At 67.9% G+C, this 16,428-nt stretch carries 17 protein-coding genes; 12 read left to right on the top strand and 5 right to left on the bottom strand.

Going from position 1 to position 16,428, the window contains the following annotated elements; translation table 11 throughout:
• Positions 1–65: 65 nt before the first annotated feature.
• From RGD00_RS01370 to RGD00_RS01340, 7 genes are all read left to right on the top strand, one after another.
• Entirely contained in the window at positions 66–836 is a 771-nt protein-coding gene (locus RGD00_RS01370) for an SDR family NAD(P)-dependent oxidoreductase (RefSeq protein ID WP_310455327.1), read from the top strand.
• A 10-nt stretch (positions 837–846) separates the two neighbouring features.
• Complete coding sequence (locus tag RGD00_RS01365; RefSeq protein ID WP_310455326.1) at positions 847–1,617, top strand: SDR family NAD(P)-dependent oxidoreductase; 771 nt, start codon at positions 847–849, stop codon at positions 1,615–1,617.
• A 39-nt stretch (positions 1,618–1,656) separates the two neighbouring features.
• Positions 1,657–2,913 carry a cytochrome P450 gene (locus RGD00_RS01360; protein ID WP_310455325.1) on the top strand — a complete coding sequence of 419 codons (1,257 nt, stop codon included), beginning with the start codon at positions 1,657–1,659 and terminating at the stop codon, positions 2,911–2,913.
• 3 nt (positions 2,914–2,916) lie between these two features.
• Positions 2,917–3,894, top strand: coding sequence for an alpha/beta hydrolase (locus RGD00_RS01355; RefSeq protein ID WP_310455323.1), 978 nt, complete (start codon positions 2,917–2,919; stop codon positions 3,892–3,894).
• Between the two features lie 187 nt (positions 3,895–4,081).
• Positions 4,082–4,924, top strand: a complete 843-nt coding sequence (locus RGD00_RS01350; RefSeq protein ID WP_310455322.1) for an alpha/beta fold hydrolase — start codon at positions 4,082–4,084, stop codon at positions 4,922–4,924.
• 87 nt (positions 4,925–5,011) lie between these two features.
• Positions 5,012–6,280, top strand: coding sequence for a cytochrome P450 (locus RGD00_RS01345; RefSeq protein WP_310455321.1), 1,269 nt, complete (start codon positions 5,012–5,014; stop codon positions 6,278–6,280).
• 33 nt (positions 6,281–6,313) lie between these two features.
• On the top strand, positions 6,314–7,468 hold the full coding sequence (locus tag RGD00_RS01340) for an iron-containing alcohol dehydrogenase (protein WP_310455320.1): 1,155 nt from the start codon (positions 6,314–6,316) through the stop codon (positions 7,466–7,468).
• Between the two features lie 198 nt (positions 7,469–7,666).
• Here RGD00_RS01340 and RGD00_RS01335 read toward each other — a convergent pair whose 3' ends face one another.
• On the bottom strand, positions 7,667–8,131 hold the full coding sequence (locus RGD00_RS01335; protein WP_310455319.1) for a DUF3237 domain-containing protein: 465 nt from the start codon (positions 8,129–8,131) through the stop codon (positions 7,667–7,669).
• Between the two features lie 135 nt (positions 8,132–8,266).
• On the opposite strand from RGD00_RS01335, the gene RGD00_RS01330 reads away from it, so the two are divergent.
• Together RGD00_RS01330 and RGD00_RS01325 are read left to right on the top strand one after the other, a co-directional pair.
• Positions 8,267–9,094, top strand: coding sequence for an SDR family NAD(P)-dependent oxidoreductase (locus tag RGD00_RS01330; protein WP_310455317.1), 828 nt, complete (start codon positions 8,267–8,269; stop codon positions 9,092–9,094).
• On the top strand, positions 9,091–9,540 hold the full coding sequence (locus RGD00_RS01325; RefSeq protein WP_310455315.1) for a nuclear transport factor 2 family protein: 450 nt from the start codon (positions 9,091–9,093) through the stop codon (positions 9,538–9,540). Before RGD00_RS01330 ends, RGD00_RS01325 begins: the two co-directional genes overlap by 4 nt.
• Before the next feature lie 155 nt (positions 9,541–9,695).
• Here RGD00_RS01325 and RGD00_RS01320 read toward each other — a convergent pair whose 3' ends face one another.
• From RGD00_RS01320 to RGD00_RS01305, 4 genes are read right to left on the bottom strand one after another with little or no spacing between them, the layout of a single operon-like run.
• Complete coding sequence (locus tag RGD00_RS01320; RefSeq protein WP_310455314.1) at positions 9,696–10,448, bottom strand: NIPSNAP family protein; 753 nt, start codon at positions 10,446–10,448, stop codon at positions 9,696–9,698.
• The gene (locus tag RGD00_RS01315; protein ID WP_310455312.1) at positions 10,445–11,206 is read right to left on the bottom strand and encodes an NIPSNAP family protein; all 762 of its coding nucleotides are present in this window, start codon (positions 11,204–11,206) and stop codon (positions 10,445–10,447) included. Before RGD00_RS01315 ends, RGD00_RS01320 begins: the two co-directional genes overlap by 4 nt.
• 2 nt (positions 11,207–11,208) lie before the next feature.
• Positions 11,209–12,138: a nuclear transport factor 2 family protein gene (locus RGD00_RS01310; protein WP_310455310.1), complete on the bottom strand. Its 930-nt coding sequence runs from the start codon at positions 12,136–12,138 to the stop codon at positions 11,209–11,211.
• A 23-nt stretch (positions 12,139–12,161) separates the two neighbouring features.
• Positions 12,162–13,394: an NAD(P)/FAD-dependent oxidoreductase gene (locus RGD00_RS01305; RefSeq protein WP_310455308.1), complete on the bottom strand. Its 1,233-nt coding sequence runs from the start codon at positions 13,392–13,394 to the stop codon at positions 12,162–12,164.
• Between the two features lie 213 nt (positions 13,395–13,607).
• Between RGD00_RS01305 and RGD00_RS01300 the strand changes: the two genes are divergently transcribed.
• The 3 genes from RGD00_RS01300 to RGD00_RS01290 are packed head-to-tail and all read left to right on the top strand — an operon-like array spanning position 13,608 to position 16,416.
• Positions 13,608–14,828 (top strand): cytochrome P450, encoded by a 1,221-nt coding sequence (locus tag RGD00_RS01300; RefSeq protein ID WP_310455307.1) that lies wholly within the window; start codon positions 13,608–13,610, stop codon positions 14,826–14,828.
• Between the two features lie 31 nt (positions 14,829–14,859).
• Positions 14,860–16,068, top strand: a complete 1,209-nt coding sequence (locus RGD00_RS01295; protein WP_310455305.1) for a cytochrome P450 — start codon at positions 14,860–14,862, stop codon at positions 16,066–16,068.
• A 21-nt stretch (positions 16,069–16,089) separates the two neighbouring features.
• Positions 16,090–16,416 carry a 2Fe-2S iron-sulfur cluster-binding protein gene (locus RGD00_RS01290; protein WP_310455304.1) on the top strand — a complete coding sequence of 109 codons (327 nt, stop codon included), beginning with the start codon at positions 16,090–16,092 and terminating at the stop codon, positions 16,414–16,416.
• Positions 16,417–16,428: the final 12 nt, after the last annotated feature.

Here is a 16,428-nt window from a genome sequence, read left to right as displayed (position 1 = left end):
GGTGAATAGCCTTGCAACCGGATCCGCTAGACTGCCGGCAGACGCAATGAGAAGGATGTTTGCGGATGCGCTTCAAGGACAAGGTTGTCATCATCACCGGCGGCGGTTCGGGCATGGGGCTGGCGGCAACGCGGCTCTTTGCCGGCGAGGGCGCCATCGTCGCGGTCAATGACGTGAAAGAGGCGACCGCCGCCGCCGCCGTGGCCGAAGTCACCGCCGCGGGCGGCCGCGCCATCGCCATCCCCGGCGACGTGAGCAAGCGCGAGGTCGCCGAATCCTCGGTCGCCAGGGTGGTCAAGGAATTCGGCCGGGTCGACATCCTGCTGAACGTGGCCGGCATCGCCACCATCCAGCCCGCCGAAACCTATGACGCCTGGGACCGCATCACCGGCGTCGATCTCGACGGCCCCTTCTACTGGTCGCAGGCCGCCGCGGCGCAAAGCATGCTGCCGAACGGGTCGGGCAATATCGTCAACGTCTCGTCGCTGGCCGGCCATGTCGCCTATCCGGGCGACGTGGGCTATATCGCGGCCAAGGCCGGGGTTCTGGGCCTGACCCGTTCGCTCGCCATCGAATGGGCGCGCAAGGGCATCCGCGTGAACTGCGTCAGCCCCGGCTTCACCGATACCCAGATCATCCGCGACATGGAGGCGATCGACCCCAACCGCTTTGCCGAACGCAAGAAACGCATCCCCATGGCCCGCGCCGCGCAGCCCGAGGAAATGGCCAAGGCGATGGCGTTCCTCGCGTCGGACGATGCGTCCTACATCACCGGAGTGATTCTGAACGTCGACGGCGGCCAGCTGGCGCTGTCGTCGGGCTGGTCGCCGGCATAAGGGGGCGGGCATGCGTTTCAAGGACAAGGTGGTCGTGATCACCGGCGCGGGGTCCGGCATGGGCCGGGCCGCCGCGCGGATGTTCGCGGCCGAGGGCGCGGTGGTCGCGGTCAACGACTTCAACGCCGATACCGCCGCCGCCGCGGTGGCGGAAATCGAGGCCGCGGGCGGCCGCGCCTTCGCCATTCCGGGCGATGTGGCGGATGAAACCTTCGCGCAATCCGCCATCGCCGAGGTCGTGCAGCGCGTGGGCCGGGTGGACATTCTGGTGAACAACGCCGGCGTGTCGACCATCCAGCCCGCGACGGAATATCAGGCGTGGCGGCTGGAAATGGGCGTGAACCTCGACGCGCCCTTCTACTGGAGCCGCGCCGCCGCGGTGCAAAGCATGATCCCGAACGGCGGCGGCGCGATCGTCATCGTCGCCTCGAACGCCTGCTTTGCCGCCTTCCCGGGGGATGTGGGCTATATCGCATCCAAACACGGCGCGGCGGGCCTGACCAAGGCGCTGGCGGTGGAATGGGCGAAGCACAACATCCGCGTCAACTGCGTCGCCCCGGGCCTGACGGAAACCCCGATGGTGAAGCAGGGCGAGGAAAAGGACCCCGAACGCTTCAAGGTGCGCCGCGCGCGCATCCCCATGGGGCGTACCGGCAAGCCCGAGGAACAGGCAGAGGCGATGCTGTTCCTCGCCTCTGACGCGGCGTCCTACATCACCGGGCTGATCATGAACAACGACGGCGGGCAGATGGCGCTCTACTCCGGCTTTTCGCCGCAGTGACGCCTGCGCCGCCCGCGACCAACCCAGGGAGGGTTTGACATGAACGAACATACCAAGGCATCCGCGGGCGGCTGCCCCTTTTCGGGGCGGGGCGCCACCTTCAGCGCCCTTTACCACGAGGGGCTGTGGGACGAACTCGCAGAGGCGCGGCAGGAAGAACCCGTGTTCTTCTCGCAGTCGGACGATTACTGGATCGTCACGCGCTATGACGACGTGATGAGCATCCTGCACGACCACGAACATTTCTCGGCCGAGAACACCTCGGACAGCGCGACGCCGATGCATGCGGACGCGCTGAAGATCATGAAGGATGGCGGGTTCACCGCCGAAAAGGTGCAGTCGAACTGCGACGGCGAACGCCACCAGCGCATCCGCGACGTATCGTCCAAGGTGCTGAACCTGCGGGCCTTCGCCGCGCTGGAACCGAAGATCCGCGAATTCGTGAACGAGGCGCTGGACCGGCTGGAAGGCCGCGACACCGCGGAACTTCTGTCCGAAGTCACCTACGAACTGCCCGCGCGCGTGATCTTCCAGCTGCTCGGCATCCCCGAGGAGGACATGGAACAGGTCAAGGCCTGGTCCGGCACCCGCACGACGATGAACTTCAGCCCCTCGACCTACGATCAGCAGATCGCCGGGGCGAAGGACATGGTGGATTACTGGCAATACTGCGTGAACCACGTCAAGGAGCGGATCGACAACCCGCGCGACGACCTTGCCTCGAAGCTGCTGGAAATCCGCGGCGGCGACGACAACGTGATCACGCTGAACGAACTGATCACCGTCTTTTACGGCGTCGCCTTCGCGGGGCACGAGACGACGACGACCCAGATGACCAACGCCCTGCGCGCGCTGCTGACCTACCGCGACCAGTGGGAGGCGATCTGCGCCGACCCCAAGCTGATCCCGCAGGCGGTGGAAGAGGCGTTCCGCTATTGTGGCGCGGTGATCGGCTGGCGCCGGCGCGCGATCCAGCCGGTCGAGATCGGCGGCGTGATGCTGCAACCCGGCGAGCCGGTGATCATGTCCTTCGGATCGGCCAACCGGGACGAGGCGCAGTTCCCCGACCCCCATACCTTCGACGTGACGCGCAAGAACGCGCGCAAGCATGTGACGATGGGCAACGGCAAGCATGTCTGCCTCGGCGCGCCGCTGGCGCGGCTCGAGGTCAAGATCCTGCTCGAGGAAATCACCCGCCGCTTCCCCGGCCTGCGCCTGATCGAGGACGCCCCGGTCAGCCATGTGAAGACCTTCGTCTTCAACGCCTCCGAATCGCTGCACGTCAGGCTGCGCTGAGCCATGGCGATGGACTATGAATTCGTCGATGTGACCACGCCCGGGGGGCTGACGCTCCGGGCGGCGGTGACGGGGCAGGGGCCGCTGGTGGTGCTGGTGCACGGCTTTCCCGAAAGCTGGTATTCCTGGCGCCACCAGATCGGGCCCATCGCGGCGGCCGGGTTCCGCGTCGCCGCCTTGCAGGTGCGCGGCTACGGCGACAGCGCGAAACCGCACGACGTCGCGGCCTATGCGATCACGGAACTGGCCGGCGATGTGGCGGCGCTGATCGACGCGCTGGAACCTTCCGGCAAGGCGATCCTGATCGGGCACGACTGGGGCGCGGTGATCGTGCAGACGACGGCGCTGGTGCATCCCGAAAAGGTGCGCGCCATCGCCTCGCTGTCGGTGCCCGCCTTCATGCATTCGCCGCGCAAGCCGTCGGACATCTGGGCGGAAATCTACGCCGACCGCTTCTACTACATGCGCTATTTCCAGGACGAGGGCGTGGCAGAGGCGGAGTTCGAGCCCGACCTTGCCCGCTTCGTGCGGGTGTTCTTCCTGTCGTTGTCGGCGCAGGGCTCGATGACCGACAACGGGCTGTTCCGGCCCAAGGGCACCACGCGGCTGCTCGACGGCCTGCCCGATCCGGGGACGAACCTGCCCGCCTGGCTGTCGCAGGAGGATGTGGATTACTACGCCGCCGCCTTCCGCAAAAGCGGCATGCGCGGCCCGCTGAACCGCTATCGCTGCGTGGACCGCGACTGGGATCTGATGGCCCCCTATGCCGGCCGGATGATCGACCAGCCCTCGCTGTTCATCGCCGGTTTGCAGGAGCCCACGCGCTACATGGTGCCGGGGGTGGACCGTTTCGACAACCCGGTGCCGCGCTTTACCGATTGCCGCGGCGTGCATCTGCTGGACGGCGCCGGCCACTGGGTGCAGCAGGAAAAACCGCAGGAGGTGACGCGGTTGCTGGTGGATTTCCTCAAGGGGATCTGAGCCCGCCCGGCCCCTGGCCCAGCGGAGGGTGCGGGAGCCTCCGGCGGGGATATTTGGGGACAGAAAATGAACAGGCGCGCGCCCTTGCGATGAAGGAGGGCGGCTTCATCTTTTCACAAATACTCCCGCCGGAGGCCGCTGTGCTTTTCACGCGCAGGGCGGGCCGGGCAGGGGCGAAAGGGGTGCCATGCAACGCGGATATGTGACGACATCGGTGGGCCAGCTGCATTATGTGCAGGCGGGCGCGGGGCCGGATCTGGTGCTGATCCCGCATGCGGGGCGGTCGGGGCGGATGTATGCCGCGCTGGTCGCGGAACTGGCGGCGGATTTCCGGGTGACGGTGGTGGATGTGCCGGGCACCGGGCGGTCGGCACCCCTGCCCGAGGGCGCGACGATGGCGCAGATCGGCGGCTGGTATGCCGAGGCGCTGGCGGGCCTCGGCCTGGCGTCGGTGGACCTTTTCGGGCTGCACGGCGGCAACAAGGTGGGTGCTGCGATGGCGGTGCGGCACCCGGGGCTGGTGCGCCGGTTCGTCTATGCCGGGCAGTCGCACAGCATCATCCCCGACAAGGCGACGCGCGACGAGATCTTCCGCCGCACGCCTTCGATCCAGTCGGTGTTGGGGGCGGTCGATCCGCTGGCGCATTGGGCCGGGCAGTTCCGCGAAAACGCCGCCTTCTGGTGGGACGACGCGCTGCTGGCCTCGCTGGCCGATCCGGCGGCGCGGCGCCGCGTGGTGGACCGGGTGATCGACAATCTGGAGGCTTTCCAGGATCGCCCGACCTTCTACCGCGCGGCCTTTTCCTATGACATGGAGGCCGACCTGCGCGCGCTGGCCATGCCGGTGCTGGTGCTGGAACTGACGACGCCGAAAGAGGACCGCGAGGTCGGCCGTCAGGGCGCGGCGGTGGCGGCGCTGATCCCCGGCGCGCGGCTGGAGGTGCTCGACAGCCCCGATACCTATGCCGTCACGCTGGAGGATCGCGCGGCGGAGGTCGCGGCGATCCTGCGCGGGTTCTTCCGCGGCTGAGGCTCACCCGCCCGCGTCATCCCCGAGGGTGACAGACGGGGCGCGGCCCCGCCCCTATCCTGCCCCCATCCGAAGGGGGAGCATGCGATGAGCGATCTGGCCAAAGTCTGGGATGTGCCCGCGGCGACCTGTCCCGCGGGCAGTATCGGGCATGACTTCCGCCCCTTCGACCATCACGCGATGCATGCCACGCTGGCCCGCGCGCGCGAGGCGGAGCCGGTGTTCTATTCGCCCGAACTCGGCTATTGGGTCGTCACGCGCTATGCCGATATCCTCGACATCCTGCGCGACCCCGACCGTTTTTCGGCCGCCAATGCGAACACCCCGATTTCCCCCCTGCCGCCCGAGGCGCTGCGCATCCTGCAAGAGGGCGGCTATGCGCTGGAAGGCGTGCAGGTCAACGTGGACCCGCCCAAGCACACCCGCATCCGCGCCGTGGCATCCCAGGCGATGGGGATGAAACGGTTCGTGGGGATGGAACCCGACATCCGCCGCATGGTGCGCGAGATGATCGAGGCCTTCCGCGGCGAGGACCGGGTGGATCTGATGCCGGCGCTGACCTACGGCCTGCCGGCGCGGACGATCTTCACCCTTCTGGGCATCCCGGACGAGGATGTGCCCAAGGTCAAGGCCTGGGCCACCGACCGGCTGTTGCTGAGCTTTTCGCGCCCCACGCGCGACCAGCAGATAGAGGCCGCGCGCAATCTGGTGGCGTTCTGGAACTACTGCGTCGGCCATGTGGCCCGCCGGGTGGAGGACCCGCAGGACGACTATGCATCCGACCTGCTGCGGCTGCGGGGCGGCGACGACAATGTGCTGACGCTGAACGAGGTCAATTCCATCGCCTTCGGCCTGCTGTTCGCGGGGCACGAGACGACGACCAGCCAGGTGACCAACACGCTGAACGCCCTGCTGTCGGAACCCGGGCTGTGGGATGCGGTGGTGGCCGACCCCGGGCTGATCCCCAATGCGGTGGAAGAGGGGCTGCGCATGTATGGCGCGGTCGCGAACTGGCGGCGCATCGCGAAAGAGGATGTGGAAATCGCGGGGATCAGGATCCCCGCGGGCGGGCCGATCCTGATGTCCTTCTGCGCCGCGAACCGCGACCCCGGGATGTTCCCCGATCCCGACCGCTTCCGGCTCGACCGGCCCAACAGCCGCCGGCACCTGACCTTCGGCAACGGGATCCACACCTGCCTCGGCGCGCCGCTGTCGCGGATCGAGATGAAGGTGATGATCGAGGAACTGGCCGCCGCCTTTCCCCGCTTGCGCCGCGCGCCGGGTCACCCGGTCGATTACGCCCCCGCCTTCGCCTTCCGCGTGCCGGACCGGTTGTGGGTGGACCTGCGGGGCTGAAAACGGCCCCCGCAGGGCCGGGGGCGGAACAGAATGAAAGGACAAGACATGATGCAGGGCCGTTTCCAGCCCCCGGCGCGACAGATCGTCTATTACGGCCGGCCGCTGGCCGAGGCGCTCGACCAGGCGCTGAAGGATCTGTGGAGCTCGCAGGCCGTGGTGGTGACGAACACGTCGCTGGCGCAACCGGGGCGGCTGCTGGAAAAAGTCACTGCGCCCCTGGGCGAGATCGTGACCAATGTCGTCACCGGCGTACGCGAAAACTCGCCCCGCGCCGATGTGATCCGCATCGCGGGCTCGCTGCGCGGGCGCGGGACGGAATCTCTGATCGCCGTCGGCGGCGGGTCGGTGATCGAGGCGGCGAAGGCCGCGCGCATCTGCCTGACGAACAACGTCGCCGATGTCGAGGACATGGACCGGCTGAAGCGGGTGACGACCGCGGCCTCGCCCCGGCCCTATCTGATCGCCATCCCGACCACACTGTCGGGGCCGGAATTCACGCCCTTCGCGGGCATCCTCGACGAACGGACCGGGGTGAAGGACGCCTTCTTCCACACCGACCTTGCGCCCGATGTGGTGATCCTCGACCCCGAGGCGACACGCGACACGCCGGCGCGGCTCTGGGCCGCCACCGGGGTGCGGGCGGTGGACCATGCGGTGGAGACGTGGTGTTCCACCAATGCGTCGCCCTACGGCGACGCGGGCGCGCTGGCGGCGCTGCCGCTGCTGGCCCGCGGGCTGGTGGCGAGCGTGGCGGATCCCGCCGACATGGCGGCGCGCAACGACTGTCAGGTGGGGGCTTGGATGGCGATCCAGGGCGGCACCGTGGGCGTGGTCCATGGCGCGAGCCACGGCATCGGCCATGCGCTGAGCGGGGTGACGGGGATGAACCACGGCATCACCTCGTGCATCATGCTGCCGCATGTGCTGCGCTGGAATGCGGCGGTGAACGCCGACCGGCAGGCGGTGCTGGCGGGCGTTCTGGGCCAGCAGGGCCGGCCGCTGGCGGATGTGATCCACGACCTGATCGGCAAGCTGGGCGTGCCGCAGCGCCTGCGCGACGACGGCGTGCGCGAGGATCAGCTGGAGGCAATCGCGGATCTGGCGCTGACCAACTTCCGCGTCAAGGCGAACCCGCGGCCTTTCGACCGCGACGCAATGCTGGGGGTGCTGCGCGCGGCCTGGTGACGCCCGGCGGCGCGCCTGTATCGGCGTCGGCGGCGGGGGTTTCACACCCCCGCACCCCCGTGGGATATTTTCAGACAGAAAGTGAAGCAGGGGCGGGTTTCCCTTAGGGAAGAGCGTGGCGCTGCTTCATCTTTTCCCAAATACTCCGGAGGTCCGGGGGCTGGCCCCCGGCGCTGCGGGTTGCGCCGGGGATGCCGCTCAGAGGATCTCGAAGATCTCGTAGATCGCGGCCTCGACGGTGCGATAGCCCGCGCCGATGGCGAGGATGTCGTTGAGCCGGGCCAGCCGCGGGGCGGCGGTCTCGAACTGCACGATGGTGCGGAAATAATCCTCGCCATAGGCCACGGCCGAAGAGGTGCGATAGCGTTCCATCACCTCTGGCGGGCCGTTGCGGCGGCCGATATAGGTCATGTAGACCAGTTCGCCCCGGTCGGTTTCCAGCACCAGCCGCACATCCAGATGCATGCCGCCATCGGGCCGCATGGTCAGGAAATCGCCCCCGCCGGGCAGGATGCGGCCGCGCATCTCCTTGCCGTCGAATTCCCCGCCGGTCACGAACACCACGCGCCGCTGATGGCCCAGGGGGTGCGGCCCGATATGGGTGTGCCCGTTGCCGGTCTCGCATTGCATGCGGAACAGGGGTTTGAGTTTGACTTCGACCATGGCGTCCTCCTGTGGCTCGTGCCGCGAGCCTAGGGGACGGCGCGCGCGCGATGGTCCCCGGGATCGGGGACAGACCGGGGGCCCTGCGCGGCTAGGGTTCGGCAGGGCCCCCGGGCGGGGCGATGGAGGATGGACATGATCGACTACGGGCTGAAGGATCGCGTGATCTGCATCACCGGCGGCGCCTCGGGCATCGGCCGGGCGGGGGCGCTGACGGCGGCGCGCAACGGGGCGCATATCGCCATCATCGACCTGCGGCAGGAGGACATCGACCGCACGCTGGACGAATGCCGCGCCTTCGGCGTCAAGGCCACGGGCTGCGCGATGGACGTGCGCGACGCCGCGGCCACCCGCGCCGCGGCGGAACGGATCGAGGCCGAACTGGGCCCCGTCCGCGGTCTTTACGCCTGCGCCGGGATCTCGCGCGCGCATCTGGCCAGCGATTTCGTCGAATCCGATTTCGACGACATCATGGACATCAACACCAACGGCGTCTTCCTGTCCTGCCGCGAATTCGGGCGGCGGATGATCGCGAACGGCGGCGGGTCCATCGTCGCCATCAGTTCGGTCGACGGGATCGGCGGGCATCCGGGGCGGCTGGCCTATGCGGCCTCGAAACATGCCGTCATCGGGCTGACGCGCACCTTCGCGCTGGAATGGGGCCGCCACAATGTGCGCGTCAATGCCATCGCGCCGGGGCTGGTCGACACGCCGCTGCTGCGCGCCAACATGCCGAAACCCTTCATGGAGGACATCGCCGAACAGCGCACGCCGCTTGGCCGGATGGCGCAGCCCGAAGAGATCTCGTCGGTCGCGCTGATGCTCCTGTCGGATGCCTGCTCCTACGTCACCGGCGCGGTGGTGCCGATCGACGGCGGGCTGACGTCGGGCTATTTCACCCGCGGGCAGGGGGCGGATCTGGCCTCGAACAAGCTGCTGGAAGCGGGGGTGTACACGGCATGAGCAGGCAACTTCCCGTCGCCGACGATCTGGAATGCCGCAACCTCGTGTCGCGCTACGCCCATTACGCGGATGCAGGCGAACTGGACCTTTTCGCCGATCTGTTCCTGACCGACGGCGTGTGGCGGCGCGAGAACGTGCCGCCGAAGGAACATGGCGGCTCTGGCTTGCCGGCCGAGGACAAGGTGGGCCATGCCGCGCTGAAGGAGATGATCGACACCGCGATCATCAAGCAGTTCAACCGCCGCTTCCGCCACCAGTTCACCGATGTCCTGATCGAGCCCGGCGACAGCCCCGATACCGCCAAGGGCCGCGCGCGCGCACTGATCACCGACTGGCGCAGCGGGCCGGGCAAGATCGCCATGTGCGGCAACTACACCTTCGGGTTCACGAAGACCCCGGCAGGGTGGAAGTTCTCGCTGGTCTCGATCTACGTGTTCCCGGATTGAGAGCATCCGGGACGGAGGCGCCGGCGGACAGGTCGGCGGCCTCCGGCGGGGATATTTAAGGACAGAAAGTGAAGAAGGGCCGGGTGGGAAGTCCGGCCCTGCTCATTTTCTGTCTGCAAATATCCCGCGGGGGCGCCGGCTGGTGCGCCACGGGTTCAGCCTTCGCGCAGGCCGGGGTTCGGCATCCCGTAGGCGATGGGGCGCAGCACGTGCACATCCGTGCCGCGCAGCAGCGGCCGGCCGTGGGTGCCGCGTTCCGCGTCGCGGGTGGCGAGGATGCCGGGGTCGGTCTGGTGGGCGCGGCTGGCGGCGACCCAGTGGTCGGCGTCCTCCCATGCGGTCAGGGTCACGGCCTGGTTCATGCGGGTGCCGAACCATGTCGCGAACACCCCCAACACCCGCCCGCCCCGCGCCTCAAGGAAGGGCAGGTCGGTTTCCGCCAGCGCCTGATGCACGAGGTTCGGGTCGTTGTTGAGCGTATCGTGCAGGGCCAGCACATGGGTGCCGCCCAAGGGGGCGTCGTCGCGGAAACGGTCCCAGACGGGCGAGGGGCGCAGGATGAAGATATGGCTGCGTTCCACCCGCGGGCGGCCCTGATAGCTGGCGGCGACGGCGGCGGACCAGTCGGGGTCGGCGTAGAACGATTTCCACGCCGCCATGCGCGCGTCGAGGCTGCGCCAGCGCAGGACATAGGCGTAGAGCGGCGAAAGCGGGCCGGTATGGCCCTCCCAGATGCCGAGCGGCCGCGGGATACCGTGGCGCGCGAAGAGCGGCAGCGCCGCGCCCTGCATCAGGTCGTGGAAGGCGGGCATCCGGCCCGGCACCATCTGGTAGAGCCGCAGTTCGTAGAAATCGTCGATCTGCACCGGCGGGGCGAGGGGGGGCGGGGCGAGGGGGGCGGTGGTCATTTCGCGCCTCCGAAGGTCTGGCCCAGATTGGCGGCGGGCATGTTGAAGGCCATGGGTTCCATCAGCCAGCTGTCGGCGACGCCATAGACGGGGCGGCCATGGCGGACGGTCTCATCCTCGCGCCGGGCGATGATGGCGGGGTCGGCATCCGCCGCCGCCCATCCGCGCGCCTGCGTGGCGGCATCGGGCCAGGCGAGCATCAGCACGAACTGCGGCCGGTTGGGGCCGATCACGACCTCCCACAGGCCCAGAAGCCGCGCGCCCTGCGCCATCAGCGCCGGAAGGTCGGCCTGTTCCAGCGCCGCCGCGGCCTGAGCCTGCGCGCCGTTGACCACGGGCAGCAGGCGCAGTTCGTGCACCCCGCCCACGGGCCCGCCCGCCGGTTCGGCCAGCCGTTCCCAGGCGGGCAGGGGATCCATCAGCCAGGTCTCGATCGAATCCACCAGCGTCATGCCGTCGGTCAGCTGTGCCCGGCGCGCGCGCCAGAACGGATCAGTCCAGAACCGGGGGAAGTTCGCGTCGCGCTGCGCGAGGCTGTCCCATTTGATGATGTAGAGAAACCCCGGCATCTGCCGCCCGCTATGCGCTATCCAGGACCCGAGCGGCCCCGGCACGCCGTAGCGGTGCCAGAGCGTCTCGCCCGCCCCGGGCGGGCCGCCCGGGACCTCCGGCGCGCCAGCGGCGGCCATGTCATGGACCAGCGCCAGCTCGCTCGCCATCCGCCCCGAGGCGACGGCGTAGAAACGGAATTCGAACATCCCTAGTTCTCCACCGCGCCTTCGCCGACGAGGAAGCCCTCGAAGGCGGATTCGAAGGCCAGCGGGTTGAAATATTCCTGCATGCGCTGGATCTTGCCATCCTTGAGGTGGAAGAACCAGACATACCGCTGGTCATAGATGCGCCCGGTTTCGGGGACGATCGAGGTGCCGCCGACCTCTGCGATGATCAGGTTCGGGTCGGTGGACTGGTGGATGGCGTGGATGCGGAACACCAGATCGCGGCGGTTTTCCAGCACGGTGCGGTAGTGAAACACGATCCGGTCGCGCCCCTCGAACCCGGGGGCGAGGCCGTCCTTGCCGGGCATGAAGGGGTTTTCCTGTTTCGCATCGGCGTTGAAGAGCCCCCCCCAGGTGTCGAAATCCTTGGCCATCAGCGACTGGTAGAAAGTCAGCACCAGTTGTTCGTTCGGCGTCTTGGCGGTCAGTTCGTCGGCGCGCGGCGCCTCGGGTTCCGGCTCCACCGGCACGTCGGGGGCGGAAAATTCGGGGAAGGTGTTGCGGAACACCAGCGGGTTGAAATGTTCGCGGTTCTGCACGATGCGCCCGTCGCGCAGGTGGAAGACGAACACATATTGCTGGTCATAGCGCCGCCCGGTGTCGCCGACGATGCTGTTGGCGCGCACCTCGGCCACGATCACGTCGGGGTTTGTGGTGCGGTGCAGCGCATCGACCCAGAACACATGGTCCCGCCGCTTGGGGATCGAGGCGAGGTAATAGGCCAGCAGCGTGTCCTTGCCGCGCCAGGCCGGTTGCAGGCCGGGGATGCCCTTGTAGAAGGGCATGATCTGTGCGGCGTCCTCGGCCCAGATGTCCTTGAACCCGTCCAGGTCCTTCTTCATCAGGTTGGTGTAGAAGCCCAGGACGGCGGCTTCGTTGGCGTCCTTCGGGGTGATCTGGTCGGCGCGGGTCATGGTGGTCTCCCTGTTGTGTTGTCTCAGCGGTGCGCGGCTTCCCAGGCGCGCAGGTCGAAGCCTTCGGATGCGGCTTCGGCGGGGCCGGGGCGGGCGCGGCCGGCGAACAGCTTGCGCCCCACCATGAAATCGCCGGCGCGGTTCACGGATTCGAGTGCGATCAGGTCGTCGCCGCGATAAAGCAGGTTGGTGAAGCTGCGCGTCGCCGGATCGCCGAGGCGGATCACCCGGTCGTGGCCGTCCGACAGACCCACCATCTGCAACTTGAGGTCGCCCTGATCCGACCAGAACCACGGCACGGCGGCATAGGGCGCGCTTTTGCCCATCAGCCGCGCGGCCAGTGCCCGGCCCTGGTCGGCCGCGTTCTGCACGGATTCGAGCCGCAGGCACCGCCCCCCGGCGGCGGCGCAGGGGAAACAGGCGACATCGCCGATGGCCGATACGGCGGGGTCGGAGGTGGCCAGCGTCGCATCGACCTCGACCCCGTTCGGGGTGGGCAGGCCGGAGGTGAGGGCGATTTCCGCATTCGGCATGACGCCGATGCCGAACACCACCAATTGCGCGGGCAGGCGGCGGCCGTCGGACAGTTCGATCCCCGCGACCTTGCCGCCCGCGCCCTCGATCGCGCGGATCCCGGTATTGGGCAGCAGCGTCACGCCCCACCCCGCATGCGCCGCGGCGAAGAAGCCCGACATGTCCACCGACACCGCCCGGCCCATCACGCGCGGCGCAAGCTCGATCACCTGCACCCTTTTGCCGAGCGCCGCGGCCACGGCGGCGAATTCCAGCCCGATGAAGCCCGCGCCGATCACCACCACGTCTTCTGCGTCATTCAGCCGCAGGGCCAGCGCATCTGCATCGGCCAGCGTGCGCAGGCCCATCACGCCCTCGAGGTCGGCCCCGGGGACCGGCAGGGGCCGGTTGCGCGCGCCGGTGGCGATCACCAGATGGTCGTAGCCGTGCCGCCCGCCGCCCGCCAGCGTCACCTGCCGCGCGCTGCGGTCGATCGCCGCCACGCTATCGTGGATCAGATCTATCGCGTTGTCGGAAAAGAACTTTTCCGGCTTGAACTGCAACCCCGCGCGATCCGTCTTGCCCAGCATATAGGCCTTGGACAGCGGCGGGCGCTGATAGGGCAGGCCGGGTTCGTCGCCGATGAGGACGATCCTGCCGTCATAGCCTTCCTGGCGCAGAGAGGCCGCGGTCTGATAGCCGGCCTGGCCGGCGCCTGCGATGACGGTGGAATGCTGGGTCATGTCCTGTTTTTCCGTTGCATGTCAGCCGTTTGCATGGCCCCGCGGCCGCGTCGGGGCAGGGGGGCGGGGCCCGTCCTGCCGCACTATGCCCCGTGCGCCCGCCCCGATCTTCCCCAACCGAGGGGACAGACCGTCCCCGGGGGCGGGGATAGTGCGGTATCGTCGTGCCGGGCTATTCATGCCCCAGGCCCGATTGCCGAAAAGGAGCGCAGGATGACCGCAAGCGTTGAAGCCAGGGATCGCATCACCGCCCCCGTACTGGATATGGACCCCTATTCGGTCGAGAACATCACCTCGCCCTACGCCTTCCAGACGGCGTTGCGCGACATCGGCCCGGTCGCCTTCATCCCGAAGCACGGCGTCTATGCCGTGGGCCGGCACGCCGAATGCACCGAGGTGTTCAAGGACCACGAACGCTTTTCGGCCAAGGCCGGGATCGGCATCCAGGACATCCGCAAGCCCGGCGATTTCCGCGTGCCCAACCGCATGCTGGAAAACGACCCGCCGAGCAGCACCGCCATCCGCGGCGTGGTGACGAAATACCTGTCGCCCATCGTGATCCGCCGCTGGAAGGAGCATTTCGAAAAGCTCGCCACCCCCTTCGCCGAGGAAATCGTCGCCCGCGGCAGCATCGACGGGGTGGAGGATCTGGCCGAGGCGTGGATCCTCAAGGTCTTTCCGCAGGCCGTGGGCATCGACATGCCCCGCGAACAGATCCTCGCCATCGGCGAGATGCGCTTCAACCAGAGCGGCCCGCCGAACGAGCTTTACCGCAAGGCGATGGAACGCGCGAAACCCCATATCGAATGGTTCGAGCACAGCGTGACGCGCGAGGCCGCCAAGCCCGGCTCGATCGCCGAAAGCCTGTTCGAGGCCGAAGAGCGGGGCGAGTTCCCCGAACCGGGCCTTGCGTCGAACATGGTCCGTTCGCTGATCGGCGGCGGCAGCGATTCCACCATCGCCGCCCTTGGCCACACGCTGCACTATCTGGCGCGCGACCCGGCGCAATGGGATCTGCTGCGCGAGGATGCGAACGGCCGCGCCAAGCTGGCTTTCGAGGAGGCGATCCGCATGGAGCCCGCCTTCATGGTCACTTACCGCACCACCACCGGGCCGGTGGAACTGTCGGGCGTGTCGCTGGACGGCGACACCAAGATCGGCATCTTCATGGGTGCCGGCAACCGCGACCCGCGCAAGTTCGAGGACCCCGACCGCTACGACCTGATGCGCAACTCCACCGGCGTGCATGTCGGCTTCGGGCAGGGGGCGCATACCTGCATCGGCCAGATGATCGCCCGGATCGAGGCAGAGGCGATCCTCAAGGCGCTGTCCAAACTGGTGTCGCGGATCGAGCTTGACGGCGAGGCGCGCTATCGCCCCATCAACCAGATGCGGATGCTTGACATTCTGCCGCTGCGATTTACTTCCGCCTGAGCCCGGCGCTGCAAGGAGGACAGACCCAGCAATGACCGAACAGCTTGACATGACCAGGGCGCCGCCGGTGCTGGATATCGACCCCTTCGCGGTCGAAAACCTGCGCGATCCCTATCCCTTCTATGCGGCGCTGCGCGATACCGCCCCGGTCGTGTTCATCCCGGCGCACAACATGTATGCCGTGGGCCGGTACGAGGAAACGCGCACCGTGATGACGGATTACGCGCGCTTCACCTCGGAAGGCGGCATCGGCCTGTCCGACATCCGCAAGCCCGGCGCCTGGCGCACGCCGAGCCCGATCACCGAGGTCGACCCCCCGCGCCACACGCCGATCCGCGGCGCGCTGACCAAGGTGCTGTCGCCCATCGTCATCCGCCGGTGGCGCGAGGTCTTCACCGAAGAGGCCGAACGCCAGGCCGAGGCGCTGCCGAAGAACGTCGATCTCGACGCCGTGCGCGACATCGTGCAGCCCTATGTGCTCAAGGTCTTTCCGGATGTGCTCGGCATCGACATGCCGCGCGAATATTTCCTGCCCCTGGGCGAGATGAACTTCAACCAGCTCGGCCCGAACAACGACCTGACGAAACGGTCGGTCGCGGATTCGGCGTCGATCCTGGAAAAATACGCCACCTATTTCGACCGGTCGAGCATGATCCCCGGCGGGCTTGGCGAACAGATCTATGCGGCCGAGGATCGCGGCGATTTCGCCCCGGGCACCGGCGGCGTACAGGTGCGCACCTTCCTGCGCGCGGGGGTGGACACGACGATTTCGGGCATCGGCTGGGCGCTTTACTATCTGGCGACGAACCCGGACGAATGGGCCAAGGTCAAGGCCGACCCTTCGCTTGCCAAGAACGCCTTCGAAGAGGCGATCCGCCTGTCCGGCCCCGCATCCTGCATCTTCCGCACCACGGTGGCGGACATGGAGTTTTCGGGCCTGCACCTGAAGGGCGACACCAAGGTGGGCTGTTTCCTGGGCGCGGCCAGCCGCGACGGGCGCCAGTTCCCCGAGCCCGACGCCTTCCGCGTCGAACGCGAAAGCGCAGGCATCCACATGGCGCTTGGCGCCGGGGCGCATATCTGCATCGGCCAGAACATCGCCCGGCTGGAGGCCGAATGCATCCTTTCGGCGCTGGTGCGCCGGATCGACCGTATCGAACTGACCGGCACGCCGGCGGTTCACCCCATCAACACCCTGCGCACGCTGGAAACCCTGCCGCTGCGCCTGGTGGCTCACTGATCAAGGAAAGAGGTTAACCACATGCCCAAAGTCACCTTCATCAACCCCGACGAAAGCCGTGTCGAACTGGACGTGCCCGTCGGAACCAGCCTGATGCGGGCCGCCACCGCGCACGGGATCGAGGGGATCGTCGGCGACTGCGGCGGGGGGCTGACCTGCGCCACCTGCCACGTGCTGGTCATCGACGACGCCTTCCTCGCGAAATCGGGCGAGGTTTCCGCCAACGAGGACCAGATGCTCGACTTCACCGCGATGGGCCGCATGCCCAACAGCCGGCTCAGCTGCCAGGTGGTGATGTCCGACGATCTGGACGGCATCGTGGTGCGGATCGCCGATCCGCAGCTCTGACCCCTTCCAGGG

The organism is Ruixingdingia sedimenti (assembly GCF_031432425.1).
GTDB classification, from domain to species: domain Bacteria; phylum Pseudomonadota; class Alphaproteobacteria; order Rhodobacterales; family Rhodobacteraceae; genus Ruixingdingia; species Ruixingdingia sedimenti.
Note: the sequence above shows the minus strand (reverse complement) of the source record. Positions and strands in the feature narration are given on the sequence as shown.